This window comes from Streptomyces sp. NPDC004629 (assembly GCF_042873595.1).
Taxonomy (GTDB): domain Bacteria; phylum Actinomycetota; class Actinomycetes; order Streptomycetales; family Streptomycetaceae; genus Streptomyces.
The window spans coordinates 320,591-346,566 of record NZ_JBIALO010000001.1 but is presented as its reverse complement, the minus strand read 5'-3'; the positions used below and the strand labels follow the sequence as shown (position 1 = coordinate 346,566).

The window sequence follows — 25,976 nt, the reverse complement described above, 5'->3', positions numbered from 1 at the left end:
CTATGAGCAGCTTCAACCACATCAGCCCGAGCGGCCATGAGCCGACGCTCAGCGGCGACGACGTCCTCACGCTCACCCCGCCCGAAGCCGTGGCGCCCGTGCCCCGGGAGAAGGCCGGCGGCCTGGTGCCCGTCGAGGCGGGCGTCAGGGAGGACATGTCCCGCAAGGCCGCCGCGTATGTCGAGGGGCTGGCCGCGCTCGACTCCCGCTCGCCCGAGTTCGCGGGCAAGGTCGGCGAGATCACGGCCCTCGGCGCCGGTGAGATGCGCAGCGCCGCCGCCCAGTCCAACCGCATGCTGGAACGCGCCGTCCGCAGCCTGCCCAGCAAGGGCGGCGACGCCCAGTCCCAGGTGGCCGGGTCGCTCGTGGAACTCCGCCGGGTCGTCGACGACCTCGACCCGCGCGATCTGCCCGCGAGCAAGGGCCGTAAGTTCCTGTCCCGGCTGCCCGGCGGCAACAAGCTGCGCGACCATGTCGCCAAGTACGCCTCCGCGCAGGGCACCCTGAACAAGATCGTCGGCTCGCTGCGCGGCGGCCAGGACGAACTGCGCCGCGACAACGCCGCGTTGCAGACCGAGCGGGTGCGGCTGTGGGAGACCATGGGCAAGCTCCAGGAGTACGTCGTGCTCACCGAGGCCCTTGACGGCGCCGTCGAGGGACACATAGACGGCGTGGCGGCGAGCGATGCGGAGCGGGCCGACGGCCTGCGCGCGGACGTGCTCTTCCCGGTCCGGCAGAAGCACCAGGACCTGCTGACCCAGCTCGCGGTGTGCGCGCAGGGCTACCTCGCCATGGACGTCGTACGCCGCAACAACGAAGAGCTGATCAAGGGCGTCGAACGCGCGGCCACCACGACCGTCTCGGCGCTGCGCATCTCCGTGATGCTGGCCTCCGCGCTGGACAACCAGAAGAAGGTCATCGAGCAGATCAACGCCCTGCGTGGGACGACCGAGGACCTGATCCGCGGCAACGCCGAGATGCTGAGCACGCAGAGCGGGGAGATCCAGCGCATCGCCGCCGACCCGGCCGTCGGCGCCGAGACCCTGCGCTCCGCCTTCCAGCAGATCTACCGCACCCTGGACGCGATCGACACCTACAAGGTCCAGGCCACCGAGGCGATGGCGACGACCATCGAAAGCCTCACCTCCGAACTCCAGCAGGCGAGCACCTACTTGGAGCGCAGCCGCACGCAGGGCGCCCTGGACGGAGGGCTCACGTGAGACGACGACTCGGCGTCCTCGCGGCCGTCGCCGCCCTCCTGACCGCCTGCACCTCCCAGGAGCACAAGGACCCCTCCGACGACGCCAACGCGCCCCGGCCCGGCACCCTGCGCGTGCTCGCCTCCAGCGAACTCACGGACATGACGCCGGTGCTGGAGCGCATACACAAGGACACCGGCATCACCGTACGCCCCACCTACCTGGGCACCCTCGACGCGATCGACCTGGTGGCGACGGGCAGGGCCGACGGGGCGTACGACGCGCTGTGGCTGTCGTCCAACGACTATCTGCGGCTGCGCCCGGACGCCGCGAAGAGGGTCGTCTCCGAGACACCGATCATGTCGAGTCCGGTCGCGATCGGCGTCCGGCAGGAGGCGCTGACCCGGCTGCGCTGGAAGCCGGCGCAGGTCACCTGGGGGCAGATCGAACAGGCCGTGCAGGACGGCCGGTTGACCTACGGCATGACCGACCCGGCCCGCTCCAACTCCGGTTTCTCCACGCTCGTCTCGGTCGCCTCCGCGCTGTCCGGCGCCCAGTCCGCGCTGACCGACGCGGACGTGGCGAAGGCGACGCCGAGGCTCAAGGAGTTCTTCAAGGGCCAGCAGCTGACCTCGGGTTCCTCCGGCTGGCTGGCGTCGGCGTACGCGCGGCGCGGCAACGTCGACGCCCTGCTCAACTACGAGTCCGTCCTCAAGGGCATCCCCGGCCTCACCGTGATCCGGCCCACCGACGGTGTGATCACCGCCGACTACCCGCTCTCCTCGCTCGCCTCCGCCGGCTCCGCCGCCCGCCAGGACGTGCGCCGGCTCGCCGAAGCGCTGCGCAGCGACTCCGCGCAACGGCTGATCACCGAGCGCACCCACCGCCGCCCGGTCGTCCCGTCGGTCAAGCCGGCCGCGGGCCTCGACACCAGCCGACGGCGCGAACTGCCGTTCCCCGGCAGCCGGTCGGTCGCCGACGGGCTGCTCGACTCGTACGAGAACGAACTGCGCCGCCCCTCGCGCACGGTGTACGTGCTCGACACCTCGGGCTCCATGCGGGGTGACCGGCTGGACCGGCTGAAGAAGGCCCTCACCGATCTCACCGGGGACTTCCGGCAGCGCGAGGAGGTCACTCTGATGCCGTTCGGTTCGGACGTGAAGAGCGTGCGCACCCATGTCGTCAGCCCGTCCGACCCCGAGAGCGGCCTGGACGCCATCCGCAAGGACACCGACGCCCTGTCCGCGCAGGGCGACACCGCCGTCTACACCTCGCTGGAGAAGGCATACGAGCACCTGGGCGGCGTCGGTGAGACCTTCACCTCGATCGTGCTCATGACGGACGGCGAGAACACCACCGGTGCCAAGGCATCGGAGTTCGACGCGTTCTACCGCGGTCTCACCCACAGCGAACGCGAGACCCCGGTCTTCCCCATCCTCTTCGGCGACTCCGACCGGGCGGAGTTGCAGCACATCGCCGACCTGACCGGCGGCCGTCTGTTCGACGCCCGCAAGGGTTCGCTCGACGGAGCCTTCGAGGAGATCCGTGGCTACCAGTAGGTTCCTCGGCTATCTGGAGTCCCGTAAGAACATCGCGGGCGGCGTGGGCGGCCTCGCGGGGCTCGCGCTGACCTTCACCGGGGTGGCGGGACCGTACTGGCCCGTCGTGGTGGCCGGGCTGTACGGGGCGGGCGCGCTGATCGCCCCGCCGGAGCGGCCCGCGCTGCCGGACTTCCCGGATCCGACCGCCCAACTCGACGAGCTGCGCGGCGACTTCGAGACCCTGCGTGGCTATCTCGCGGACGTCGACCTGCCGCCCGCGGCGGCCGGACGGCTGACCGAACTCATCGAGCTGCTGACCGCCCTGCTGGATCCGGGGTGGGTCACCGAGGTGCTGGCGCAGGACCCGGAGGGCATGCACACGCTGTCGCGGGCCGTACGGCAGGACATCCCCGAGGCGGTCGACACCTTCGTGCGCACCCGGTGGTGGACGCGGCTGACGCCGGGCGCCGAGCCGCCGGAGCGCCACCTGGAGCGCCAGCTGACCCTGCTCCACGACGAGGCCGAACGCCTCGCCTCCGCACTCCGTGAGACAGAGACCCGCCGCCAGGAATCCCACACCCGCTACCTGGAAGACCGCTCCAACTAACCCCCCACCCACCGCCACCGGCGGGGCTGCTCCAGCCGGTGGCTCCCGGCGGGTGGGGTCGGGTGCTGGTGGTCGGAAGGGCGCGTCGGCGGGAACGGGTGGGCGGGGCGAAGGCCTGTCGGGGTCCTGCCGCCGGGGCGGGCGGGAGGGCCCCGACAGGCCATGGCCCCGTACGCCGTTGTACGGGGCCTCGCCGGTCGGGCACCGCGGCCGGCCGTGACGATCGCTGGTCAGGGCAGGTCGACCGGCCGCGGAGTCTGTTTCCTCGGGGGTCAGCCCAGGCGTCGTACCAGGGCCCGGTACTCGTCCCAGAGTTCCTGCGGGGTGTGGTCGCCGAAGGTGTTGAGGTGCTCGGGCACCAGCGCGGCCTCCTCGCGCCAGACCTCCGGGTCGACGGTGAGCAGGAAGTCCACCTGGGCATCCGACAGTTCGAGGCCGGTGGTGTCCAGCGCCGCCTTCGACGGCAGGATGCCGATGGGTGTCTCGACGCCCTCAGCCTTCCCGTCCAGGCGCTCCACGATCCACTTCAGGACGCGGCTGTTCTCGCCGAAGCCCGGCCACACAAAACGCCCGTCGTCGTCCTTGCGGAACCAGTTGACGTAGTAGATCTTCGGCAGCTTCGACTGGTCCTTGTCCTTGGCCACGTCGATCCAGTGGGCCATGTAGTCGCCCATGTTGTAGCCGCAGAAGGGCAGCATGGCGAACGGGTCGCGGCGCAGCTCGCCGACCTTGCCCTCGGCGGCGGCCGTCTTCTCGGAGGCCACGTTCGCGCCGAGGAAGACGCCGTGGTTCCAGTCGAAGGACTCCGTCACCAGCGGCACCGCGGTGGCCCGGCGTCCGCCGAACAGGATCGCCGAGATCGGCACGCCCTTCGGGTCCTCCCACTCCGGCGCGATGATCGGGCACTGCGCGGCGGGGACGGTGAAGCGGGCGTTGGGGTGGGCCGCCGGGGTCTGCGACTCGGGCGTCCAGTCCTTGCCCTTCCAGTCGGTCAGATGGGCCGGGACCTGCTCCGTCATGCCCTCCCACCAGATGTCGCCGTCGTCGGTGAGCGCGACGTTGGTGAAGACCGCGTTGCCCCACAGCGTCTTCATCGCGTTGGCGTTGGTGTGCTCGCCGGTGCCCGGCGCCACTCCGAAGAAGCCGGCCTCGGGGTTGATCGCGTACAGGCGGCCGTCCTCGCCGAACCGCATCCACGCGATGTCGTCGCCGATGGTCTCCACCGTCCAGCCGGAGACCGTGGGCTCCAGCATGGCGAGGTTCGTCTTGCCGCAGGCGCTCGGGAAGGCCGCGGCGACGTACTTGGACTCACCGGTGGGCGGGGTGAGCTTGAGGATCAGCATGTGCTCGGCCAGCCAGCCCTCGTCGCGGGCCATGACGGAGGCGATACGCAGCGCGTAGCACTTCTTGCCGAGCAGGGCGTTGCCGCCGTACCCGGAGCCGTAGGACCAGATCTCGCGGTCCTCGGGGAAGTGCGAGATGTACTTGGTCTGGTTGCACGGCCAGGGCACGTCCTGCTGGCCTTCGCCCAGCGGCGCGCCCACGGAGTGCACGGCCTTCACGAAGAACCCGTCGGAGCCGAGTTCGTCGAGGACGGCCCGGCCCATGCGCGTCATCGTGCGCATCGAGACGGCGACGTACGCGGAGTCGGTGATCTCCACGCCGAGCGCGGAGAGCTTCGATCCCAGCGGGCCCATGCAGAAGGGCACCACGTACATGGTGCGGCCCCGCATCGCGCCGCGGAACAGGCCCTTCTCGCCGGTGAAGACGTCCCGCATCCGCGCGGGGGCCATCCAGTGGTTGGTCGGACCGGCGTCCTCCTCCTTCTCGGAGCAGATGAACGTCCGGTCCTCGACCCGGGCGACGTCGGTCGGGTCGGAGGCCGCGTAGTAGGAGTGGGGGCGCTTGACCGGGTCGAGTTTCTTGAATGTGCCCCTGCTGACGAGCTCCCCGCACAGTCGCTCGTACTCGGCCTCGGATCCGTCACACCAGACCACGTTGTCCGGCTGAGTCAGTTCGGCGATCTCGTTCACCCACGAGATCAGTTCCTGATGGTTGGTGGGGATGACGGTGGGAGCCGCGATGTCGCGCGCCACGATTGCTCCTAAGTGAGGGATTTTTTTCTTTTGGCCCCATGGGGGCTGCGGCCCGGATGCTTCGTAGCCGCTCATCCGGTGCCGACCGCACTCATTTGATCATCCGACGCGACTGCGCATCTGTCCAGAGGGCCGCACAGGTGAGCGGCGTGAGGAACGCCACGATCAGCGGGTTCCGGCCCGTTTCTTTACGTGCACGTAGCGTTCGCCTGGCGGTCTCTTTGCGTCCGGGCCGTGCGAGGCCGTGAGAGGATGACCACTATCAAGTGCTCATCAGCCTCCGCTGATACGCAACTTACGGTTCCGTAGGTACGATGCCGGGCATGACTGCGCCCGCCCCCGACGCGCCCCTGGACCCACCGGCCGCCGGCCGCGGTCCCGCCGCGCTCTCCCTGCCGCATCCGATCAAGCCCAAGCTACGCGGCTGGCTGCATCTCGGTATGTTCCCGGCCGTCCTCGTCGCGGGCCTGATCCTCACCGCGCTCGCCGACTCCAGCCGGGGCCGGGTCGCCTGCGGCATCTACGTACTGACCGCCTGCCTGCTGTTCGGCGTGAGCGCGCTGTACCACCGGGGCAACTGGAGCCCGCGCATGGACGGCGTCCTGCGCCGCCTCGACCACGCCAACATCTTCCTGATCATCGCGGGCACCTACACACCGCTGACGCTGCTGCTCCTGCCGGACACCAAGGGGCAGTGGCTGCTGTGGGGGATCTGGGCCGCCGCCGCGGCGGGCATCGTCTTCCGCGTCTTCTGGGTCGGCGCACCGCGCTGGCTCTACACGCCCTGCTACATCGCCATGGGCTGGGCGGCCGTCTTCTTCCTGCCGGACTTCCTGCGCACCGGCGGCATCGCGGTCCTGGTCCTGGTGATCGCGGGCGGGCTCCTGTACAGCGCGGGCGGCGTGATCTACGGCATCAAGCGGCCGAACCCGTCACCGCGCTGGTTCGGCTTCCACGAGGTGTTCCACTCGTTCACCCTCGCCGCCTTCGTCGTGCACTACGTCGGCATCTCCCTGGTGGCGTACCAGCACGCATAGCCCAACACCCTCGTCGATATGGCCACGGCTTGCCAGCCGTGGCCCTTTTCGTGCGCCCAGCCGAAAGCCGCCCCCCATTGACATCGCCTTACCTTTGACGGCTGCTCTCATTTGGGGAACTGCGCGACGCGCCACAACGCACCCGCACCCGACCACCGACCGCATGCGTTGGAGGTGCCGTGTGACCCGTCAACGAAGAGCCCCGGCGACCTCGCGGACCGCGTCCAGGACCCGGGGACCCCGGCCATGGTCACACCCCCGGCGGATGTCCGACAATGACCTCCATGACGGCCGCACGCTCCCCCAAGCTCTCCCCGCCGCCCGACCGAGACGGTGCCACATGCGCCCCCGCCGACCGTCCCCAGCTCAGCCTGCGGGAACGGAAGAAGATCAAGACGCGGGAGGCGATCCGCGCCGCGACCTACCGGCTGGTCTCGGAGCAGGGGTACGACGCCACCACGGTCGAGCAGATCGCGGAGCGCGCCGAGGTGTCGCCGTCCACGGTCTTCCGCTACTTCCCCACGAAGGAGGACATCGTCCTCGCCGACGAGTGGGACCCGATCATCCTGGAGGAGCTGCGCGCCCGGCCCGCCGACGAGCCGTGGCCGCAGTCCCTGCGCTACGCCATGCACCGGGCCGTGACCCTGGGCCTCAGCGACGGCCCCGAGGTGACCCGGCTGCGCTCGAAGCTGATGGTCGAGGTGCCCGCGGTGCGCTCGCGGACGATGGAGACCATGTCGGCCACCGGCCGCCTGCTGTGCCGGGCCATCGGCGAGCGGACCGGCCGGGACCCCGACTCCCTGGAGGTGCGGGTCTGGGCGATGGCCCTGGTCGGCGGCCTGATGGAGGTCTCCCTCTACTGGGCCGAGAACGATCACCGGGACGACCTCGTCGACCTCGTCGACCGCGCCCTGGACGTCCTGGAGCACGGCCTGCCCGCCGAAAAGCCCTGAGGCCCGCGGCCCGGCCCATGGCATCCTGGCCGGGTGAACGGTCCCGAGATCCAGGTGGAAGTCGCTCCCGCGCTGAGGCTGTTCGTCCCGCCCGCCCGGCGCCGCGGCGCCCGCGCACTCACCACCGACGGCGTCTCCACCCTCGGCCATGCCGTCGAGTCCCTGGGCGTCCCGCTCACCGAGGTCGGCGCCCTGGTGGTGGACGGCCGGACGGTGCCCGTGTCGCACATCCCGGCGGCGGGCGAGACGGTGCTGGTGCGGGCGGTGGAGCGACCCCAGCGGATCCCGGGCGCCCCGCTGCGTTTCCTGCTGGACGTGCACCTGGGCACCCTCGCCCGGCGGCTGCGACTGCTCGGCGTGGACGCGGCCTACGAGTCGACGGACATCGGCGACCCGGCGCTGGCCACCCGCTCCGCGGCCGAGAAGCGGGTCATGCTCAGCCGCGACCGCGGTCTGCTGCGCCGCCGCGAACTGTGGGCGGGCGCCTTCGTCTACAGCACCCGCCCTGACGACCAACTCCGCGACGTCCTCGACCGGTTCGCGCCCGAACTGCGGCCCTGGACCCGCTGCACCGCCTGCAACGGCCAGCTGCGGGCGGCCACCAAGGACGAGGTGGCCGACCAGCTCAAGGGCGGCACGCACCGCTCGTACGACGTCTTCGCACAGTGCCGGGCGTGCGGGCGCGCCTACTGGAAGGGCGCGCACCACGAACAGCTGGAAGCCATCGTGGAGCGCGCCCTGGACGAGTTCACCGGCCCGCACCGAGCCGGCCCGCACCGAGCGGTCTGACGCCTCGTCACATCCCCTTGCCACCGGCGATGCCGCCGCGGTGACGATCCAGCCGCAGCGGGTCGTCACATGTCGTTTCAGCCGCTCAGCGCGGTGCGCAACCGTTCCGGATCGGTCGTCGGGGCGTCACAGGTGAAGTTCCGGCAGACATACGCGGCGGGCGCGCCGCCGACGAGGGGCCGGTCGGCAAGGAGCGGGAACTCGTCACCGTCCGGAACCCCGGCGGCGACGACGGCGCCGGGGGCATCACCCAGAAGTGCCGTGCGGTGCAGGGTTCCTGTCGCCTCGTCGGACAGGTCCGGGCCGACGACCGCGATCTCCCGCGGCCCGTCGAGCAGGGCCTCCGCGACGGCGAGGCCCCAGCCGATGAAGCGCGGCACCCGCGGTCCGAGGGCGGCCACCACCCCCAACGCCCGTTCCGCGGCGGTGCGATGGGGTTCGGAACCGGTGTGGGCGGCATAGCTCAGCAGGGCGCCAGCGGCGGCGGTCCAGCCGGCCGGGGTGGCGTTGTCGGTGGGGTCCTGCGGGCGGCGGATGAGCCGTTCGGCGTCGGCCGCGGTGTCGTAGAGGGCGCCGCCGTCCGGGTCGGCGAAGCGGGCGAGCACCTGGTCGAGGAGCAGTCCGGCGAAGTCCAGCCAGACGCCCTCGCCGGTGACCGAGGCGAGCGCCAGGAAGCCCTCGGCGACGTCGGCGTAGTCCTCCAGCACGCCCGCGTTGCCGCCGGCCAGGCCGCCCCGGCTGGTGCGGACCAGCCGGCCGCGGTCGTCCAGATGCAGCCGGACGAGCAGGTCGGCGGCGGCGACCGCGGCCTCGACCAGGTCGGGCCGGTCGAAGTAGACGCCGGTCTCGGCCAGCGCGGCGACCGCGAGACCGTTCCAGGCGGCGACGACCTTGTCGTCGCGGCCCGGGGCCGGGCGGTCCTGCCGCGCCCGGAACAGCCGCTCCCGCACCGAGGCGATCCGCTCCGCGTCCGCCACGCCCTCGCCCTGCGGGAGCCGGAGGACGGAACGGCCGTGTTCGAAGGTGCCCTCCTCGGTCACCCCGAAGTGCTGGGCGGCGAGCGGGGCGTCGTCTCCGAGCACGTCACGCAGCTGCTCGGGCGTCCACACGTAGTACGCGCCCTCGACGTGCCGCCCGCTGCCGTCGTCGCTGTCGGCGTCGAGCGCCGAGGCGAACCCGCCCTCGGCGGTGCGCAGTTCGCGGACCATGAAATCGGCGGTCTCCAGGGCGACCCGGCGGGCCTGCCCGGAACCGGTGGAACGCCACAGATGCGCATAGACCCGACACAAAAGGGCGTTATCGTAGAGCATCTTCTCGAAGTGCGGCACGGTCCAGTCACGGTCGACGGAGTACCGGGCGAACCCGCCGCCGAGCTGGTCGTAGATCCCGCCCCGCGCCATCCGCTCACAGGTGTCCTGGGCCATCTGCAGAGCACCCTCGGAACCGGTGCGGGCGTGGTGCCGGAGCAGAAACTCGATGACCATGGACGGCGGGAACTTCGGCGCGCCGCCGAATCCGCCGCGCTGCGGGTCGTACTCGCGGGTGAGCCCGAGCAGTGCCTGCGCCTGCTCCTGCTCACCGGGCGGTCGCGCACCCCCGTAGTCGATCTCCCGCCCGGCGAGGTCACGCACGATCTTCCCGGCGACCTCGGTCACCTCATCCTGCCGCTCCGCCCAGGCCTGCCGGACCCCTTCGAGCACCTGCCGGAACGAGGGCATCCCGTGCCGGGGCACCGGCGGGAAATAGGTGCCGAAGTAGAAGGGCTCGGCGTCCGGCGTGAGGAACACGGTCATCGGCCACCCGCCCTGCCCGGTGGCCGCCTGCACGGCCTCCATATAGACGGCGTCGACGTCCGGCCGCTCCTCGCGGTCCACCTTGACGCTGACAAAGTGCTCATTCATGAAGGCCGCGGTCGCCTCGTCCTCGAAACTCTCGCGCGCCATGACATGACACCAGTGGCACGCTGAGTAGCCGACTGACAGCAGAACGGGCACATCACGCCGTTTCGCTTCCTCGAACGCCTCAGGTCCCCACGCCCACCAGTCGACCGGATTGTCGGCATGCTGAAGGAGATAAGGCGAGGTCACACCAGCCAACCGGTTCATACGTTCCAGCCTCTCACAGGGCCCCGACCTTGAGCGTGGAACCCGGCATGCCTCCACAGGGTCTGCGAGTGGATCTGCCGAGTAGTGGACCTTTCTGCGGGACACCGGCTGCGGGCAGTACAGACGCCCGAGCACTGACGCGAAGCAGCAGCCGGGATGCTACAGCGGCGGCTGTTTCCCCAGTTCGACCGTCAAGGCGGCGAGTCGCTCGGCGATCTCTTCCACTGCCTGCTCGGCCTCCGCCACCTTCGCCCGTACCAGCGAGGGCAGCGACACTCGCGGGTCCGCGGCCACGTGACGGAGCGCGGGAGAGCCGACCCGGACCATCAGGCCAGGTGGAAGGGAAGAGCGTTCCTTGAGCACGCCCTCCAGCGCGTTGTCCACCGCCACGTTGGTGCCGGAGGCCAGCAGGACCCGCTTGCCCCGCAGGGCCAGGTCGCTCAACGCACGGGTCAGCACGGTCGTCTTTCCGGTGCCGGGCGGCCCCCAGATCAGCCGCAGGCCCGGGGAGGTGCAGGCCAGGTACGCCTGTGCCTGACCACCCTTCAGGACACCACCGCAGGCCGAACTGTCCGCAGGCGCGACCGTGTCGATACGGCCGCCGACCAGCCGCTCCGCGAGTCCGGGGTCCGGCATGCCTGCCAGAGCCTCGCGCAGCGAGCGCAGCAGGAAATCAGGCGGGCGCCGCACCGCCCATAGCGCCAGTCCGGTCTGGGGTGCGTGGGCCGCCACCTGGAGGCGGACCCGCTCCGACTCGACCCGCCAGCCGAGGACAGTGAACGACCGGCCCCGCCGATCCTCGGGCCCAGCCCCGGTGGCCAGCCGCATGTCCTGGAGGTCGTCCGGATCGATCCGGCTCGCACAGGTGGGCAACCCGTACCAGCCGTCCTCCAGGTAGTGCACGTCCCCGACCCGCGTGTGCCCTGGGGATTCCGAACGGCCACCGGCGCGACTCTCACCGGCCAGCACCTCGTCCACTGCCTGGACCAGCTGCTCCATCCACTGCGCCAACGTTCCCCCACTTGGCCCACCTGGACACAACAACGCCACTTCCGACGACTATTGCATGCCGATCACTCCCCGTGTGCGCTTGTTATGCGAACTCACGCCCCTCCGAGGCCACCGGACCTCCAAGCACCGTCGTTCGGACGGCACGCCACGATGAGAATCCGATCCACTGGACCATGTCCGTGCCGTGGCCCCTCGGAGCAGAGGTCGCTCTTGGGGTGGATGGGCTTCTGCTCCTGTCCTGCGCCGGTGTGCCGACTGGGATGCGCAGTACGCTGAGTCGAGCAACACCGGACCTGACAGACATCCTCGAAGGGAGTACGCCATGACCGCAGAGATGGTCGCGCCCGCGTGGATGCACACGCAGATCAGCGCGGAACAGTACGACTCCTGGTCCGAGGAGCAGTGCGCAGGCATTGAGATCGTGGACGGGATGGTCGTCGTGAGCCCGAGTGCGTCCAAGCGGCACAACCGGTTGGCTCGAATCCTGGCCAACGCCCTGGACGCTGCCGCAGGTCCTGACTGGAACGCTGACACGGGCTTCGACGTCCGTCTGCAGGACGTGCCCCTCACCAACCGTCGCCCGGATGTCACTGTGTACCGGGCCGAGACCATCGACCTCACACCCACTCGTCCAGAGCATGTGCTCCTCGTGGTCGAGGTCGTGTCGCCCGGCTCGGAGACCACTGACCGGATCGTGAAGGTGGATCAGTACGCCAAAGCCGGGATCCCCTTTTACTGGCGTATCGAGCAAGCTGCCACCGGCGTTCCGATCGTCTACACGTACGTTCTCGATCCTGCCAACAGGACTTACCGGGAAGGCGATGTTTTCACCGGCGTGGTCAAAGCCGTCGCGCCCTTCTCCGTCACAGTCGACCTTGGAGTCACGTAGGGAACGGAGAAGCCGGCGTTGTCGGCGACGCTTCCCCGAGGACTCCCGCATCGACCTTTCGCCTCAAGATCGTCACCATCGGTGCTCATGGCGGCACCCTGTGGCGTCACTCCTGGTCCCGTCCGACCAGGGCCACCAGTCGACCGGGTTGTCGGCGTGGTGGAGCAGGTAGGGAGAGGTTTCGTGAGCCAGTCGGTTCGGCATACCCCCATGCTGCCGCACGGGCTCCGGCCGATCACCACGACGCCCGGCCCTCGGCTGGGCGCCCGCGCCGGGCCGCCTCGAACGGCGCGGGCGCCCCACCGGGAACTGCTCCAGTACCTCCTCGGCACGGGGCCCACTGACACGGCACCCCCGCGGGAGCGGCACGAGATCCGGACGGCGGTGAGCCGTGGGGGCCGCGTTTTCCGGACCTCCGTGATCGCCGCCCCCTCGCGCTCGCGCCTCAGGCGAAGGACACTCGTAGGCAAAGGAGTTGCCGCCGGAGGGGGACGCGACATGCGGGACAGCCATCGGGCCGAGGCCGAGCGGCTGGTGGTGCGGGCCGTCGAGGAGGAGGTACGCCGCTCGGGCGGGCGCATCGACGGGCAGGTGCTGCTGTCGCGGGCGCGCGGCTCGCTGGACGCCATGGCGCAGACGGCCGCCGAGGAGTACGCCGCGTACACGCATGCGCTCGATGAGACGGAGGCCGGCCGGCTGACCTTCGGACAGCGGTATGCGAAGGAGGGCGCCGGAACTCCCCTGCTGGTGGCGGGCGTTGCGGCGGTGGCCGCGACCGTGACCGACCTGTCGCTGGGCACCGGGGCGGGCACGGCGCTCGGCGCGGGCGTGGCCGTGGGCGTCGTGGGCGCCGCCGCCACCGTGGTGAAGGTGGCCGGCTCGCATCTGCCGGCCGCCCACCACCGCGCGGGCGCGGCCGGCCAGCCGGGCGGGCCCGAACAGCTGCGGCTGCAGTGGCTGACGGCACTGGAGGTACGCGGCATCCGGCCCTTCCTCGACCAGCAGCGGGTGCTCAGCGCCGCCACGGGCCCGACGAAGACGGGCCCGCAGCTGCGCGGCTCGGACAAGAGCGCGGCGGCCCGCAGGCGCACCGTGCTCAAGGAGTCCTTCGGACAACTCCCCGAACCCGAGGGCCCGTTCGCCGGGCGCCGGGCGGAGATGGCGCGGCTCAGGCAGTGGGTGCAGGCGGCCCGGGCGAGCACGGAGACCCGGCCGACGGTGGTCGTGCTGCACGGCAGGCCGGGCTCGGGCCGCACCACGCTCGCGGTCCGTGCCACGCACGAGCTGCGGGACCACTTCCGCGGGGCGGTCGTCGTCGATCTGCGCGGAGGCAGCCGGGAGGAGCCGCCGCTGCCGACCCGCGACGCCCTGCTGCACCTGCTCAACCGGCTCGGGGCGCCCCGCGAGCAGCTGCTGTTCCGTGAGCGTTCTTCCCCCGACCAGCAGCTGAAGCGGCTCAGCGAGCTGTACCACCAGCATCTGACCGGCCTGCCGGTGACGATCGTTCTCGACGACGCCTCGGACCCCGAGCAGATCCGCACCCTCGTCCCCGAGCGCTCCGACAGCCTGGTCCTGATCACCGCCGAGGAGCCGCTCCGGCTGCCCGCGGACCTCCCGGCCTGGGTGCACCACCTGCCGGTCGAACCGCTGGACGCGGCGGGCGCGGAGGAGCTGCTGGGCGCCGCCGCACAGGACGCGTCGGGTCCCTACGACGCCGAATCCACGGACCGCGTCCGGGAGTTGTGCGGTGGTCTGCCGCTGGCCCTGCACATCGCCGGCTCGTCGCTCGGCCCGCGCTCACCGCGCCGGCTGGCCACGGACCTCGATGCGTACGGCCCGGTGGATCCGGTCGAGCGCGTCCTGTGGCTGCGCTACACCGACCAGTCGGAGACGGCCCGCCAGCTGCTGCGCCGGCTCGCCCTGGCCGGCCGCGCCTCCCTCGGCGCCGCGGCGGCGGCCGCCCTGCTCGGCACGGACGAGGCGGAGGCTTCCCGCCTGCTGGCCGCGCTCGCCCGGGCGGGCCTGATCGACCATGTGCGGGGCCGCCGGTACCGGCTGCACGACCTGGTCCGCGCGTTCGCCCACGCCCGCCTCCTGGACGAGGAGGACCCGGCGCAGCGCACGGCGGCGCAGGAACGGCTGATCGAGAACTACGGCGAGCTGGCCGACTCCGTGCTCCGCCTGGTCGACGGGAACATGTCGACCCGCTCGGACCGCTTCGGTCCGCACGGCTTCACCTCCCTGGACGAGGCCCTGCGCTGGCTGGACGACGAGTCCAGCTTCATCACGGCGGCGCTGCGCCACGCAGAGGGCGTGAACCAGGCGGCCGTGCTGAACCTGCTCGGCGCGCTGTGCGACTACTGCCTGCTGCGCGGCGACCTGTACCGCCTGGGCGAGATCAGCGAGCTGGCCCAGGCCGTCGACCAGGGCCTGCTGATCCGTTCCGTGCAGTGGCGCACCGGCATCGCCGCCCGCCAACTCGGCGAGCTGGACAAGGCCCGTACGACGCTCAGCTCGGTCGTCGACCTCTATCTGGAGGCCCATCACGACGCGGGTGCCGCCCGCGCCCTGTGCTCCCTGGGCATCACGCTGCACCACCAGGGCGGCCTCACGGAGGCCGCCGCCAAGCTCCAGGAGGCGCTGGACCTCCAGGCGGCGCCCGAACTGGCCACCGACCGGGCCTGGACGATGCATGCCCTGGCCGCGGTCCAGCGCGACCGCGCCCGGCTGCCGGAGGCCCTGGACCTGCTGGAGCAGTCCCTGGTCCTGCACCGCGAGGGCGGCTCGGTGCACGGCGAGGCCTGGGCGCACTTCCAGCTCGGCCAGCTGGCGCTGCGGATGGGCGACGTGCCGCGTGCGGAGCGGGAGTTGCAGGCGGCCCTCGACCGTTACGGCCGTACCCGGGACGCCCGCGGCGAGGCGTGGGCCCTCACCCAGCTGGCCCGGGCCCGGCTCGTCGACGGCGACGCCTCCCAGGCGGCCGAGGCGCTGCGGCGGGCCGCCGCCCGGCACCGGGACAACGAGGACGCGCGCGGCGAGGCATGGACGGTCTACTACCTCGGGCAGGCGCTGGAGGAGACGGGCGACCTGGACCGCGCCGTACGCGAGCTGGAGCGGTCGCGCACGATGTTCTCCCGGATGCGGGACGTCTACGGCCTGGCCTGCGCGCGCCACCATTCGGCCCGCGTCACCCGGGATCAGCGCGCCGCCCGGACCGGCTCGCTGCGCAACTCCGGGTTCGCCCGCCAGCTGCTGGTGGACGCCCGCGCCGACTTCCAGCGCATCGGCGTCACCCATGGCGAGGCGTGGACCTGCCTGGAACTGGCGGTCGTGGACGCGGGCAACGCCCGCACCCAGCAGGCGCTGGCCCTGTGCGACGAGGCGATCGGATTGTTCACCTCGTACGGCGACCAGCGTGGCGAGGACTGGGCCCGTTTCCTGCGCTGCACCCTGCTCCCCTACGCCGCCCCCGGTGGTGTGGAGGTCGGCACGGCGGTGGCCCAGGAGGAACTCGCCCAGCTGGGCCGTGCCCCGCATGCCACCAGGGACGGCAAGCTGGCCGGTTATCTGGCGGCGTACGGGCTGCTGCTGGAGCGCGGCGTGCAACTGGAGGCGGGCTGGCAGGCCTGGCGCCTGGGCATGGTCCCCAACCGCCACGCCCGCGAGGTCATGGGCGTACCCATCCCCACAGCACGCTGACCACCGCCCGATGACGCCGACCAGGCAGAACCGGCCCCTACGCTGAGCACGGGCCTGCCGCCGGCGACCGTGCGGTGAGGACGGGGCCTGCCGCTGGGAACCGCGCGATCGCGCCGACCGGACGAATCCGGCCCCGCGATGAGCAGCGGGCCTGCCGCCGGCGACCGGGGTATGGGCGCGGGCCAGCCGGCACCTGCTGCGCCGTGAGCGTCCACCCATGCGGAACCCGCCCCACGATGAGCAGCGGGCCTGCCGCCGGCGACCGGGCGATGGGCGCGGGCCAGCCGGCACCTGCTGCGCCGTGAGCGTCCGCCATGGAACCCGCCCCACGATGAGCAGCGGGCCTGCCGCCGGGGGCCGGGCGATGGGCGCGGGCCAGCCGGCGCCTGCTGCGCCGTGAGCGTCCGCCATGCGGAACCCGCCCCGCGGTGAGCAGGGGCCGACCACATGGTGAGCGCCCGGCTACCCGCAGCGACCCGAACGGCAAGCGCCGAGCCCGCCCGTGTCGGCCACAATGGCGCCGCCCGCCGGACGGGACCGGCCCCGCGGTGAGCGCGGGCTGTCGCACCGGCCGCGCGGTGAGCGCCCACCCGGGCAGAACCACCCGCCCTCCGGTGAGCGGCGGGCTACCCGCGCCGACCGCACGACAAGCACCGGGCCTGCCGCTGGGGCCGGGCGGTGGTGGCGGGTAGGCGGTCAGTTGCGGTGGGGGGTCGGGGACGCCGGTGGTGCTCCGGACTGGGCCTTGGGGTCCGGGGCCTCCTCGAAGTCGACCTTCTGCATGCGCTTGTTCATCGACTTCATAAGCCCCCAGACCGCCAGGGCCATCACCGCGAAGACGATGAAGCCGAGGACGCCGGGGGTGACCTTGTTCTCGTCGACCTCCTTGGCGAGAGGGACGAACTGCGTCAGTGCCAGGCTCAAGCTCATGTCAGGCATTGTCGCGGATGCCCGCAAAGAGGTCGTCCTCGGGGAGGGAGGTGTCGACGAGGGACTTCGCCAGCTCGTACTCCTCCGTCGGCCAGACCGCCTTCTGCAGCTCCATCGGCACCCGGAACCAGCCGCCGTCCGGGTCGATCTGCGTGGCGTGGGCGATCAGCGCCTTGTCGCGGATCTCGAAGAAGTCGGCACACGGAACGTGCGTGGTGAGCGTGCGCTCGACACGCTCGATCTCCGACCAGCGCTTGAGCCAGTCCCCGTACGGCGACTCCAGGCCGCGGTCCAGCATCGCCTGGTGCAGCGCCTCGGTGCGCGGCCGGTTGAAGCCCTGGTTGTAGTAGAGCTTGGCCGGCTGGAAGACCGGCCCGAACTCGCCCTCCGGGTACTTCTCGGCGTCCGCCGCGCCCTCGAAGGCCACCATCGTGATCTTGTGGGTCATGATGTGGTCGGGGTGCGGGTAGCCGCCGTTCTCGTCGTAGGTGGTGATCACCTGGGGACGGAAGGAGCGGATCTGCTTCACCAGCTCGCCGGCCGCCTTGTCGACGTCCTCCAGGGCGAAGCAGCCCTCGGGCAGCGGCGGCAGCGGATCGCCCTCGGGCAGCCCGGAGTCGACGAAGCCGAGCCACTCCTGCTTGACGCCGAGGATCTCGCGGGCCTCGTCCATCTCCTTCTTGCGTACCTCGTGAATGTGCTCCTCGATATAGGTGTCACCCTGCAGCTTCGGATTGAGGATGGAGCCGCGCTCTCCGCCCGTGCAGGTCACGACCAGCACGTCCACCCCCTCCGACACGTACTTCGCCATGGTGGCCGCGCCCTTGCTCGACTCGTCGTCGGGGTGCGCGTGAACGGCCATCAGTCGCAGCTGGTCAGTCAAGACTCAATCCTCGGTAGGTCGGCGCCCGGGTCTTCGGGTGCAATCCAATAGTGCCGTGCCGCGGCGACGTCTCAGAGGGGTTGCGGTCTGGTGGCACGCGGGCGGCTTCTATAGTGACCGAATCGGGGGGCGAATAATTCCACGGTCCGGTCCGGGGCCCTTTCGGGACTCCCGTCCGATTCCTGCCGAGAGGACGAGCATGAGCACGGCGAGCACGCGGCTGCCCGAGGGCCGGTACGGGCGTTCGTCGGACGAGCGCGCCGATCACAAGCTCAAGATCATCGGCGTGGCGCTCGGCGCGGCCCTGCTCGCACTGGTCGGTTACTTCGCCTACCACTACGTCGCGCAGAGCGAGATCAGCGCCCAGGTGATCACCTTCAAGGCCGCGGACGACGCGGTCGAGGTGCATCTGGAGGTCCACAAGGACGCCGGGACCGACGGCTACTGCACCGTGCGCTCGCAGGCCGCCGACGGCGCCGAGGTGGGCCGGGCGGACTTCCGCTTCAGCGGCTCGGCCACCCGCATCGACAAAGTCGTCACGCTGCGTACAACCTCCCGGGGTACCACGGCCCAGCTGCTGGGCTGCCACGCCCAGTGAAGTCCTCCGTGTCGCACAGGCCCTGACCTGCGCCGACACGATTCTGACGGCTTATGTCCTCCCCCTTCTGTCGTTGAATTGTTAGGCTCGTGGTTTCGCCCATCCGTGAAGGAACATTCTTCTGGGTAGGGCGATGCTTTGTATTCCCAGTACCGACGAGGAGCACCTGTGACCCAGACCAGCGAGAACGTCACCTGGCTGACCCAGGAGGCGTACAACCAGCTCAGGGCCGAGCTGGAGTACCTGTCTGGTCCTGCGCGCACGGAGATCGCCGCCAAGATCGCGGCCGCGCGCGAGGAGGGCGACCTGCGGGAGAACGGCGGGTATCACGCGGCCAAGGAGGAGCAGGGCAAGCAGGAGCTCCGGGTGCGCCAGCTGACCCAGCTCCTGGAGAACGCCAAGGTCGGCGAGGCTCCCGTATCGGCGGACGGTGCGGTCGCCCCCGGCATGGTGGTGACGATCGCCTTCGACGGCGACGAGGACGACACGCTGACGTTCCTGCTCGCCTCCCGTGAGTACGCGAGCGCCGACATCGAGACGTACTCCCCGCAGTCCCCGCTGGGTTCCGGCGTGATCGGCCACAAGGTGGGCGAGGACGCGGAGTACGAGCTGCCCAACGGCAAGAAGGCCTCGGTGAAGATCCTCAAGGCCGAGCCCTACTCGGGCTGATCCCGACCGGCTGTTCCCGGCCGCGGCCCCCGGCGTCCCTCGACACCGGGGGCCGCGCCCTGCCGGGCGGTGGCCGACCCCCGTGCGGCCGCCGCCCGTCAGGCGGTCGCGGAGCGGTACTTGCGCACCGCGAGGGTGCGGAAGACGACGATGATCAGTATCGAGTAGATCAGCGAGGCCCACACCGGGTGCTGCATGGGCCAGGCGCCCGACGCGGACACTCCGGGGTCGCCGAAGAGCTGACGGCATGCCTGGACGATCGCGCTGAACGGGTTCCACTCGGCGATGTGCCGCAGCCACGGGGTCATCTGGCTGGAGTCCACGAACGCGTTCGAGATGAACGTCACGGGGAACAGCCAGATCAGACCTCCCGAGGTCGCCGCCTCCGGAGTGCGCACGGACAGTCCGATGAGCGCGCCGATCCAGGTGAAGGCGTATCCCAGGAGAAGCAGCAGGCCGAAGCCGCCCAGCACCTTTCCGACGTTGGTCGAGTCCGCGAAGCCGGGGCGCCAGCCCACGAGCAGCGCCACTATCGCCAGCACGGCCAGCGTCAGGGCGGTCTGCACGAGATCCGCGACGGTACGCCCGGTCAGCACCGCACCGCGTGCCATCGGCAACGAGCGGAACCGGTCGATGAGTCCCTTGTGCATGTCGTCAGCGATGCCGGCACCCGCGCCCGCGGTGGCGAACGTGACGGTCTGGGCGAAGATGCCCGCCATGAGGAAGTTCTTGTAGACGTCGGGGTCGGTGCTGTCGCCGATCTTCATCGAGCCGCCGAAGACGTACGTGAAGAGCACCACGAACATCACCGGCTGGATCAGCCCGAAGAGAATCATCTCGGGAATCCTGGTCATGCGGATCAGGTTCCGCTTGGCGACGATCAGCGAGTCGCGGACGGACTGGCCGAAGGGGTTGCCGGGCGCCGTGGTCGGCGCGGTGTCGGTGGCGGCGCTCACTTCGTGGTCTCCTTGCGGGTGTCCTTGCGGCTTGTCCGGCCGCCGTCCGTGGGGTCCGCCTCGTCCGCCTCGTCTGCCTCGTCCGTGGTCTCGGCCAGGTGTCCCGTCAGGGACAGGAAGACGTCGTCGAGGGTGGGGCGGCGCAGACCGATGTCGTCCATCTCGATGCCACGGGTGTCCAGTTCGCGGATCACCTCGGCGAGCAGCTTGGCGCCGCCGGTGACGGGCACGGTGAGCTTGCGGGTGTGCTCCTCGACCGTGGTGTCGCCCTTGCCGAAGCCGGTCAGCACCTCGGCGGCGGTCGTGATGTGCTCCCGCTCGTGCACCACGACTTCGACGCGCTCGCCGCCGGTGCGGGCCTTGAGCTGGTCGGAGGTGCCCTTGGCGATGACCCGGCCGTGGTCGACGACCGCGATCTCATGGGCGAGGTGGTCGGCCTCTTCGAGGTACTGGGTGGTGAGCAGCAGCGTCGTACCGCCGGAGACCAGCTGTTTGATGACCTCCCACAGCTGCTGGCGGTTGCGCGGGTCGAGGCCGGTCGTCGGCTCGTCCATGAACATCACGGGCGGCGACACCACGAGGGCCGCCGCGAGGTCGAGCCGGCGGCGCATGCCTCCGGAGTAGGTCTTCGTGGGCCGGTCGGCGGCCTCCGTGAGGTGGAACTGCTCCAGCAGTTCGGCGGCGCGGGCCTTGGCCGCCTTCGCCCTCATCTGGTAGAGCTGACCGACCATCTGCAGGTTCTCGCGGCCGGTGAGGTACTCGTCGACCGCCGCGAACTGGCCGGACAGGCCGATAGAGCGGCGCACGGTGTCGGGATGCTTGAGGACGTCCACGCCCGCGACGACGGCCTTGCCGCTGTCGGGGCGCAGCAGAGTCGTCAGACAGCGGACGCTCGTCGTCTTGCCCGCGCCGTTCGGCCCGAGCAGGCCGAGGACCGTGCCCTCGGGGACATCGAGGTCGACGCCGTCCAGTGCCCGTACGTCGCCGAAGGTCTTGACCAGACCTTCGGCATAGATGGCGCCTGGCATGTGTGTCTCCACGTCGTCGTAGGAGTTGCCTGCGGGTTCTGGAGATGGGTGAGGGGAGCTGCGAGCGCGTTGCCGAGAGGTGCGACACACCATAACGCGATGTATCGCGTCCCTCAATGGGATTTCCCCGAACGGGTGACACGGACGTCCCTGACCTGGGCGTCAGGTCCCGGCGCGCGGTCGGCGCCGTCTCAGTCGATGACGGTGTAACCCGACTCGCGCAGGGCCTGGCCGACCTCGACGCAGTGCGCCGGCCCCATCGTCTCCAGGTGCAGCTCCACCTCCGCCTCCGTGAGCCCGAGCCGCGGATCGGTCCGTACGTGACTCACGTCGAGCACGTTAGCGTCCACCACTGACAACACCCCCAGGAGCGTCGCGAGGGCGCCCGGCCGGTCCGTCAGCCGCAGTCGTACGGCCAGGTAGCGGCCCTGTGCGGCCATGCCGTGCCGCAGCACCCGCTGGAGCAGCACCGGGTCGACATTGCCCCCGGACAGCACGGCGACGACCGGCCCGGCGAAGGCGTGGGGCTCACCCAGCAGCGCGGCGACCGGGCTCGCCCCGGCCGGCTCGACGACCAGCTTGGCCCGCTCCAGGCACAGCAGCAGCGCCGCCGACAGCTGGTCCTCGGTGACCGTGCGGACCTCGTCCACCGACTCGGCGACGATCCGGAAGGGCACGTCCCCGGGCCGCCCCACCTTGATGCCGTCCGCCATCGTCGCCGGGTGCTGGATCGCCACCGGACGCCCGGCCGCGAGCGAGGGCGGATACGCCGCCGAGCCCTCCGCCTGCACCCCGACGATCCGCACCTGCGGCCGCAGCGCCTTCACCGCGACCGCGATGCCGGCCGCGAGCCCGCCGCCGCCCATGCCGACGACGATCGTGCCCACCTCGGGGCACTGCTCCAGGATCTCCAGCCCGACCGTGCCCTGGCCCGCGATGACGTCGGGGTGGTCGAAGGGGTGGATGAACACGGCGCCGGTCCGCTCCGCGTACTCCTGCGCCGCGGCCAGCGTCTCGTCGACCACCTGGCCGTGCAGGCGCACCTCCGCCCCGTACTCCCGGGTGGCGCTGATCTTCGGCAGCGGGGCGCCCTTCGGCATGAACACGGTGGCGTGCACGCCGAGCAGCGACGAGGCCAGCGCGACGCCCTGGGCGTGGTTGCCCGCGCTCGCCGCCACCACACCGGCGGCGCGCTCCTCCGGCAGCAGCCCGGCGATCCGCACGTACGCGCCGCGCAGCTTGAACGATCCCGTCCGCTGCAGGTTCTCGCACTTGAGCTGCACCGACGCCCCCACCATCTGGGACAGGTGCCTGCTCCCCTCCATCGCGGTCACCCGCGCCACACCCGAGAGCATCTTCTGGGCACCGCGTACGTCGTCGAGGGTGACGGGACGCGGGGAGTGGGCCGTGCTGTGGTTCATGACCCAAGTCTCGCAGTTCACAGCCGCGCAAAGCCGGAGTGACCAAGCTCCGAGACCGGTTTGTGCAGGGCCGGTACGGTCCACCCCCCGGCCGCGTACCCTGTCCCCCATCCCAGCAGCCCTCATGAAGTGAGCCCCCGGCCATGCCCACAACACCTGAAATGTCGATGGACATGACGACCGTCGGTGACACCGGTCTTCTCGACACGCTCCAGCACCAGGTGGCGGTGTTCGCCCGCCGCGCGGAGCAGACCCGCCTCGGCGGTGTCGGGCAGGTGCGCAACTCCATGGACCGCGCCGCGTATCTGCTGCTCAACCGCCTCGACCAGGAAGGCCCGATGGGCGTCAAGGCGCTCGCCGCGAGCATGGGGATCGACTCGTCCACGGTGACCCGGCAGGTGGCTCCGCTGGTCGACACCGGGCTCGTCAAGCGGACCTCGCACCCCGAGGACGGACGGGCGGTGGTGCTCCAGCTGTCGCCGCGCGGGGCGTCCCGGCTGGAGGAGGTGCGCTCGTCGAGGCGTCAGTTGATGGCCGAGCTGACACACGACTGGGCTCCGGAGGAGCGCGAGACGTTCTGCGCGCTCCTGACGCGCTTCAACGGTGCGCTGTCCGCCCGGATGACGACGTCCGGCGTGCCGGCTGCGGAGACTTCGGAGACCTCCTGACGCCGGAGTCTTGACCTTGGGCCGTCGCTGTCCTCATATGAGACCGGGGTCCCGCGGCGTACCGGATGCCGAATCCCGGCGTACCGAACGGGACCCCGCCAAGGGGGAGGCGCGGTGCGAGATCGGCAGGCGTCCCAGGGCGCCCGCCGGGCCCGGGAGTTCGAGGCGTTCGTCGCGGGCGCGGCGGGGCGGTTGCTGCATGCCGCGACGCTGCTCACCGCCGAGGCGCCCGACGACAATCCACGCGCGCGGCGCCTGCTGACCCTGGCGCTGGCGCACACGTACGCATGCTGGGACCGGCTGCGCGGCGAAGATCCCTACGACCGTGCCCGCCAGCAGCTCGCCACGCGTTTCGCGCGCTCGGCCTGGCACCGGTACGGCAGCTTCGGGCGGGCCCGCCCGCATCCCACGAGCCCGGTGGCCGTGCTCGGCCCCCAGGAGCGTCTGATCCTCGTCCTGAGGTTGTACGAGGGCGTCGCCGAGGAACAGGCGGCGGCCCTGCTCGGCCTGCCGGCGGAACGGGTCCGCGCGATCAGCGAACGGGCCATGACCACGCTGCTGGCACCCGCCGCGGGAGGGCGCGGCGGCGGCCGTCGCGAAGGTGGCGCCGTCATGAGGCGGGCGAGCGTGGGGAGGCGCGGGTGAACCGGCCCGAGCGGGAGGCCGCCGCACGGCGGATCATGGAGCGGACGCCGCCGCCCAGGGTGCCGCCGGACCTGCACACGGAGGTCGTACGGCGTGGGAGCCGCATGCTGCGGCGCAGGACGGCCGCCCGGCGCCTGCTGTGGCTGGTCCTGCTGGCGGCGGCCGTCGCCTTCACCGTCTGGGCGGCGACGGCGCGTCCCTGGGTGGAGCCGCCGTCCCGGACGACTCCACCGCTGACCGACTGGTGAGCGCGCTCTAGCCCAGCGCCTGCTGGAGGTCTTCCAGGAGGTCGTCGACGTTCTCGATGCCCACGGAGAGGCGTACCAGGTCGGCCGGGACCTCCAGGGCCGAGCCGGCCGCGGAGGCATGCGTCATCCGGCCGGGGTGCTCGATCAGCGACTCGACTCCGCCCAGGGACTCGCCGAGCGTGAACACCTTGGCGCGGTTGCAGACCTCGACGGCCGCCTCCTCGCCGCCCTCGACCTGGAAGGAGACCATGCCGCCGAACGCCCTCATCTGCTTGGCGGCGACCTCGTGACCGGGGTGGTCCGGCAGACCGGGGTACAGGACACGCGTCACGCGCGCGTGCCGGCCGAGCATGTCGGCGATCCTCGTGGCGTTCTCGCTGTGCCGCTCCATGCGCACCGCGAGCGTCTTGGTGCCGCGCAGCACCAGCCAGGAGTCGAAGGGGCCGGCGACCGCGCCCATCGCGTTCTGGTGGAACGCGAGTTCCTCGCCGAGTCCCTCGTCGGCCACGATCAGCGCGCCGCCGACGACGTCCGAGTGGCCGCCCATGTACTTGGTGAGCGAGTGCACCACCACGTCGGCACCGAGCGCGAGCGGCTGCTGGAGGTAGGGGGTGGCGAAGGTGTTGTCCACGACGAGCCGTGCGCCCGCGTCGTGGGCGATCTGGGCGACGGCGGCGATGTCGGTGATGCCGAGCAGCGGGTTGGAGGGGGTCTCCGCCCAGACGACCTTGGTCTTCGGGGTGAGGGCGGCTCGTACGGCCGACGGATCGCTGGTGTCGGCGACGGACCATTCCACCCCCCAGCGGGCGACGACCTTCGCGAAGAGGCGGAACGTACCGCCGTACGCGTCGTTGGGGATGACCACGTGGTCGCCGGGGGTGAGCAGCGTACGCAGCAGGGCGTCCTCGGCGGCCAGGCCGGACGCGAAGGCGAGGCCGCGGCGACCGCCCTCCAGCGCGGCGAGGTTCTCCTCCAGGGCGGTCCTGGTGGGGTTGGCGCTGCGGCTGTACTCGTAGCCGCCGCGCAGCCCGCCCACGCCGTCCTGCTTGTAGGTCGAGACCTGGTAGATCGGCGGGACGACCGCGCCGGTCAGGGGGTCGGCGGTGTTGCCCGCGTGGATCGCGAGGGTCTCGAAGTGCTGACTGATGTGCCTGTCGGTCATGGTTCCCGAGCGTAGTGCGCCCGCGCCGCCGCCACCGGCCCACGCCTCGCCCCCACCGGAACAGAAGGGTTTTCCCTAGCAACCGATCGCCTGCGACGCGGGACAGCCACGAACGGCGACGCGCAGACGGCACGAAGGACCGCGGAAGCCAGGACACCGGCGCCGGGACCGCGGGTGGCCGGTGACAGTTCCACAGACCAGTGACACCTGAACGGCATCATCAGCCGCGCCAGCGCCAGGCGACGACCGGACTCACCCCGGCAGGCGGCAGGCAGCAGACCGCCAGTCCGTAGGCGGGCAGACGGCAGGTGGCAGGCGCGGGCCGCGAGCGGCGGACGCCGGCAACCGACCGCAGACGACCAGCCGCGAGCGGCAGACGACGACGGCCTCCGGCGAAACCGCGGGCCGCAGACCAGTGGCAGCAGACAGGCGGGCGGCAGCCGACGGGCGGCAGCCGGCGAAACCGCGGGCCGCAGACCCGTGCGGCCGGAAACAGGCGGACGGTCGGCAGCGAGCGGGAGGCGGGAAACCGCAGGTCGGCGGCAGCAGACCGTAGGCGGCAAGGCGCAGGCAACCAGGGTGGGCAGCGGGGGGCGGTGGTGTCCGGGGCGCCGTCGGCCGCCGGGGCGGCGGCAGCAGACGGTGAGCCGCAGACCCCCGGGCCGCGGGCGCCCGTCGTCAAGTCGCGGGCGGCAACCGCAAGGCGCACACCGAACGCCGCACACGGCAGTCAGCAGGGCAGCGGGAGGCGGTGGTGTCCGGGGCGCCGTCGGCCGCCGGGGCGGCGGCAGCAGACGGTGAGCCGCAGACCCCCGGGCCGCGGGCGCCCGTCGTCAAGTCGC

The 25,976-nt window shown here is 71.4% G+C and carries 21 protein-coding genes and 2 pseudogenes; 13 read left to right on the top strand and 10 right to left on the bottom strand.

The window, feature by feature from the left end; all coding sequences use genetic code 11:
- Positions 1–2 precede the first annotated feature (2 nt).
- The 3 genes from ACFYTE_RS01585 to ACFYTE_RS01575 are packed head-to-tail and all read left to right on the top strand — an operon-like array spanning position 3 to position 3,347.
- Complete coding sequence (locus tag ACFYTE_RS01585; RefSeq protein ID WP_388703352.1) at positions 3–1,220, top strand: toxic anion resistance protein; 1,218 nt, start codon at positions 3–5, stop codon at positions 1,218–1,220.
- The gene (locus ACFYTE_RS01580) at positions 1,217–2,758 is read left to right on the top strand and encodes a substrate-binding domain-containing protein (RefSeq protein ID WP_388703350.1); all 1,542 of its coding nucleotides are present in this window, start codon (positions 1,217–1,219) and stop codon (positions 2,756–2,758) included. The genes ACFYTE_RS01585 and ACFYTE_RS01580 overlap by 4 nt, the downstream gene beginning before the upstream one ends.
- Complete coding sequence (locus ACFYTE_RS01575; protein WP_388703347.1) at positions 2,745–3,347, top strand: hypothetical protein; 603 nt, start codon at positions 2,745–2,747, stop codon at positions 3,345–3,347. Before ACFYTE_RS01580 ends, ACFYTE_RS01575 begins: the two co-directional genes overlap by 14 nt.
- Before the next feature lie 272 nt (positions 3,348–3,619).
- Here ACFYTE_RS01575 and ACFYTE_RS01570 read toward each other — a convergent pair whose 3' ends face one another.
- The gene (locus ACFYTE_RS01570) at positions 3,620–5,443 is read right to left on the bottom strand and encodes a phosphoenolpyruvate carboxykinase (GTP) (protein ID WP_388703345.1); all 1,824 of its coding nucleotides are present in this window, start codon (positions 5,441–5,443) and stop codon (positions 3,620–3,622) included.
- A 323-nt stretch (positions 5,444–5,766) separates the two neighbouring features.
- On the opposite strand from ACFYTE_RS01570, the gene ACFYTE_RS01565 reads away from it, so the two are divergent.
- From ACFYTE_RS01565 to ACFYTE_RS01555, 3 genes are all read left to right on the top strand, one after another.
- A complete protein-coding gene (locus ACFYTE_RS01565) occupies positions 5,767–6,480 on the top strand; it encodes a hemolysin III family protein (protein ID WP_388703342.1) in 714 nt (237 codons plus the stop codon).
- A 275-nt stretch (positions 6,481–6,755) separates the two neighbouring features.
- The gene (locus tag ACFYTE_RS01560; protein ID WP_388703339.1) at positions 6,756–7,433 is read left to right on the top strand and encodes a TetR/AcrR family transcriptional regulator; all 678 of its coding nucleotides are present in this window, start codon (positions 6,756–6,758) and stop codon (positions 7,431–7,433) included.
- Between the two features lie 33 nt (positions 7,434–7,466).
- Positions 7,467–8,222: a Mut7-C RNAse domain-containing protein gene (locus ACFYTE_RS01555; RefSeq protein ID WP_388703337.1), complete on the top strand. Its 756-nt coding sequence runs from the start codon at positions 7,467–7,469 to the stop codon at positions 8,220–8,222.
- Positions 8,223–8,299: 77 nt separating this feature from the next.
- Here the strand turns inward: ACFYTE_RS01555 and ACFYTE_RS01550 are convergent, their stop codons facing one another.
- Positions 8,300–10,327, bottom strand: a complete 2,028-nt coding sequence (locus tag ACFYTE_RS01550; RefSeq protein WP_388703334.1) for a thioredoxin domain-containing protein — start codon at positions 10,325–10,327, stop codon at positions 8,300–8,302.
- Between the two features lie 159 nt (positions 10,328–10,486).
- Entirely contained in the window at positions 10,487–11,326 is an 840-nt protein-coding gene (locus ACFYTE_RS01545; RefSeq protein ID WP_388703331.1) for an AAA domain-containing protein, read from the bottom strand.
- 334 nt (positions 11,327–11,660) lie between these two features.
- Here ACFYTE_RS01545 and ACFYTE_RS01540 point away from each other — a divergent pair, with 334 nt between their 5' ends.
- The gene (locus ACFYTE_RS01540; RefSeq protein WP_388703328.1) at positions 11,661–12,227 is read left to right on the top strand and encodes a Uma2 family endonuclease; all 567 of its coding nucleotides are present in this window, start codon (positions 11,661–11,663) and stop codon (positions 12,225–12,227) included.
- Positions 12,228–12,350: 123 nt separating this feature from the next.
- Here the strand turns inward: ACFYTE_RS01540 and ACFYTE_RS01535 are convergent.
- A pseudogene (locus tag ACFYTE_RS01535) lies at positions 12,351–12,431 on the bottom strand (DUF255 domain-containing protein); the annotation flags it as partial.
- Positions 12,432–12,725: 294 nt separating this feature from the next.
- Here ACFYTE_RS01535 and ACFYTE_RS01530 point away from each other — a divergent pair.
- Positions 12,726–15,926 (top strand): tetratricopeptide repeat protein, encoded by a 3,201-nt coding sequence (locus tag ACFYTE_RS01530; protein WP_388703325.1) that lies wholly within the window; start codon positions 12,726–12,728, stop codon positions 15,924–15,926.
- Between the two features lie 696 nt (positions 15,927–16,622).
- Here ACFYTE_RS01530 and ACFYTE_RS01525 read toward each other — a convergent pair.
- Both ACFYTE_RS01525 and mca read right to left on the bottom strand, forming a co-directional pair.
- Positions 16,623–16,856, bottom strand: coding sequence for a hypothetical protein (locus tag ACFYTE_RS01525; protein WP_388703322.1), 234 nt, complete (start codon positions 16,854–16,856; stop codon positions 16,623–16,625).
- Between the two features lies 1 nt (position 16,857).
- Positions 16,858–17,739 carry a mycothiol conjugate amidase Mca gene (gene mca / locus ACFYTE_RS01520; RefSeq protein WP_388703320.1) on the bottom strand — a complete coding sequence of 294 codons (882 nt, stop codon included), beginning with the start codon at positions 17,737–17,739 and terminating at the stop codon, positions 16,858–16,860.
- A gap of 199 nt (positions 17,740–17,938) precedes the next feature.
- Between mca and ACFYTE_RS01515 the strand changes: the two genes are divergently transcribed.
- On the top strand, positions 17,939–18,337 hold the full coding sequence (locus tag ACFYTE_RS01515) for a DUF4307 domain-containing protein (RefSeq protein ID WP_388703317.1): 399 nt from the start codon (positions 17,939–17,941) through the stop codon (positions 18,335–18,337).
- A gap of 168 nt (positions 18,338–18,505) precedes the next feature.
- Positions 18,506–19,006: a transcription elongation factor GreA gene (gene greA, locus ACFYTE_RS01510; protein WP_388703315.1), complete on the top strand. Its 501-nt coding sequence runs from the start codon at positions 18,506–18,508 to the stop codon at positions 19,004–19,006.
- Between the two features lie 98 nt (positions 19,007–19,104).
- Here greA and ACFYTE_RS01505 read toward each other — a convergent pair whose 3' ends face one another.
- From ACFYTE_RS01505 to ilvA, 3 genes are all read right to left on the bottom strand, one after another.
- Complete coding sequence (locus ACFYTE_RS01505; protein ID WP_388703312.1) at positions 19,105–19,962, bottom strand: ABC transporter permease; 858 nt, start codon at positions 19,960–19,962, stop codon at positions 19,105–19,107.
- Complete coding sequence (locus ACFYTE_RS01500; protein ID WP_388703309.1) at positions 19,959–20,990, bottom strand: ATP-binding cassette domain-containing protein; 1,032 nt, start codon at positions 20,988–20,990, stop codon at positions 19,959–19,961. Before ACFYTE_RS01500 ends, ACFYTE_RS01505 begins: the two co-directional genes overlap by 4 nt.
- Positions 20,991–21,181: 191 nt before the next feature.
- Positions 21,182–22,411, bottom strand: a complete 1,230-nt coding sequence (gene ilvA / locus ACFYTE_RS01495; protein ID WP_388703306.1) for a threonine ammonia-lyase — start codon at positions 22,409–22,411, stop codon at positions 21,182–21,184.
- Between the two features lie 161 nt (positions 22,412–22,572).
- Between ilvA and ACFYTE_RS01490 the strand changes: the two genes are divergently transcribed.
- The 3 genes and pseudogenes from ACFYTE_RS01490 (at position 22,573) to ACFYTE_RS01480 (ending at position 23,972) form a co-directional block, all read left to right on the top strand.
- Positions 22,573–23,079 carry a MarR family winged helix-turn-helix transcriptional regulator gene (locus tag ACFYTE_RS01490; RefSeq protein WP_388704019.1) on the top strand — a complete coding sequence of 169 codons (507 nt, stop codon included), beginning with the start codon at positions 22,573–22,575 and terminating at the stop codon, positions 23,077–23,079.
- 114 nt (positions 23,080–23,193) lie between these two features.
- Positions 23,194–23,695 (top strand): annotated as a pseudogene (locus ACFYTE_RS01485) (sigma factor-like helix-turn-helix DNA-binding protein).
- Between the two features lie 25 nt (positions 23,696–23,720).
- Positions 23,721–23,972 (top strand): hypothetical protein, encoded by a 252-nt coding sequence (locus tag ACFYTE_RS01480; RefSeq protein ID WP_388703303.1) that lies wholly within the window; start codon positions 23,721–23,723, stop codon positions 23,970–23,972.
- A 7-nt stretch (positions 23,973–23,979) separates the two neighbouring features.
- Here ACFYTE_RS01480 and ACFYTE_RS01475 read toward each other — a convergent pair whose 3' ends face one another.
- A complete protein-coding gene (locus tag ACFYTE_RS01475) occupies positions 23,980–25,134 on the bottom strand; it encodes a cystathionine gamma-synthase (protein WP_388703300.1) in 1,155 nt (384 codons plus the stop codon).
- Positions 25,135–25,976: the final 842 nt, after the last annotated feature.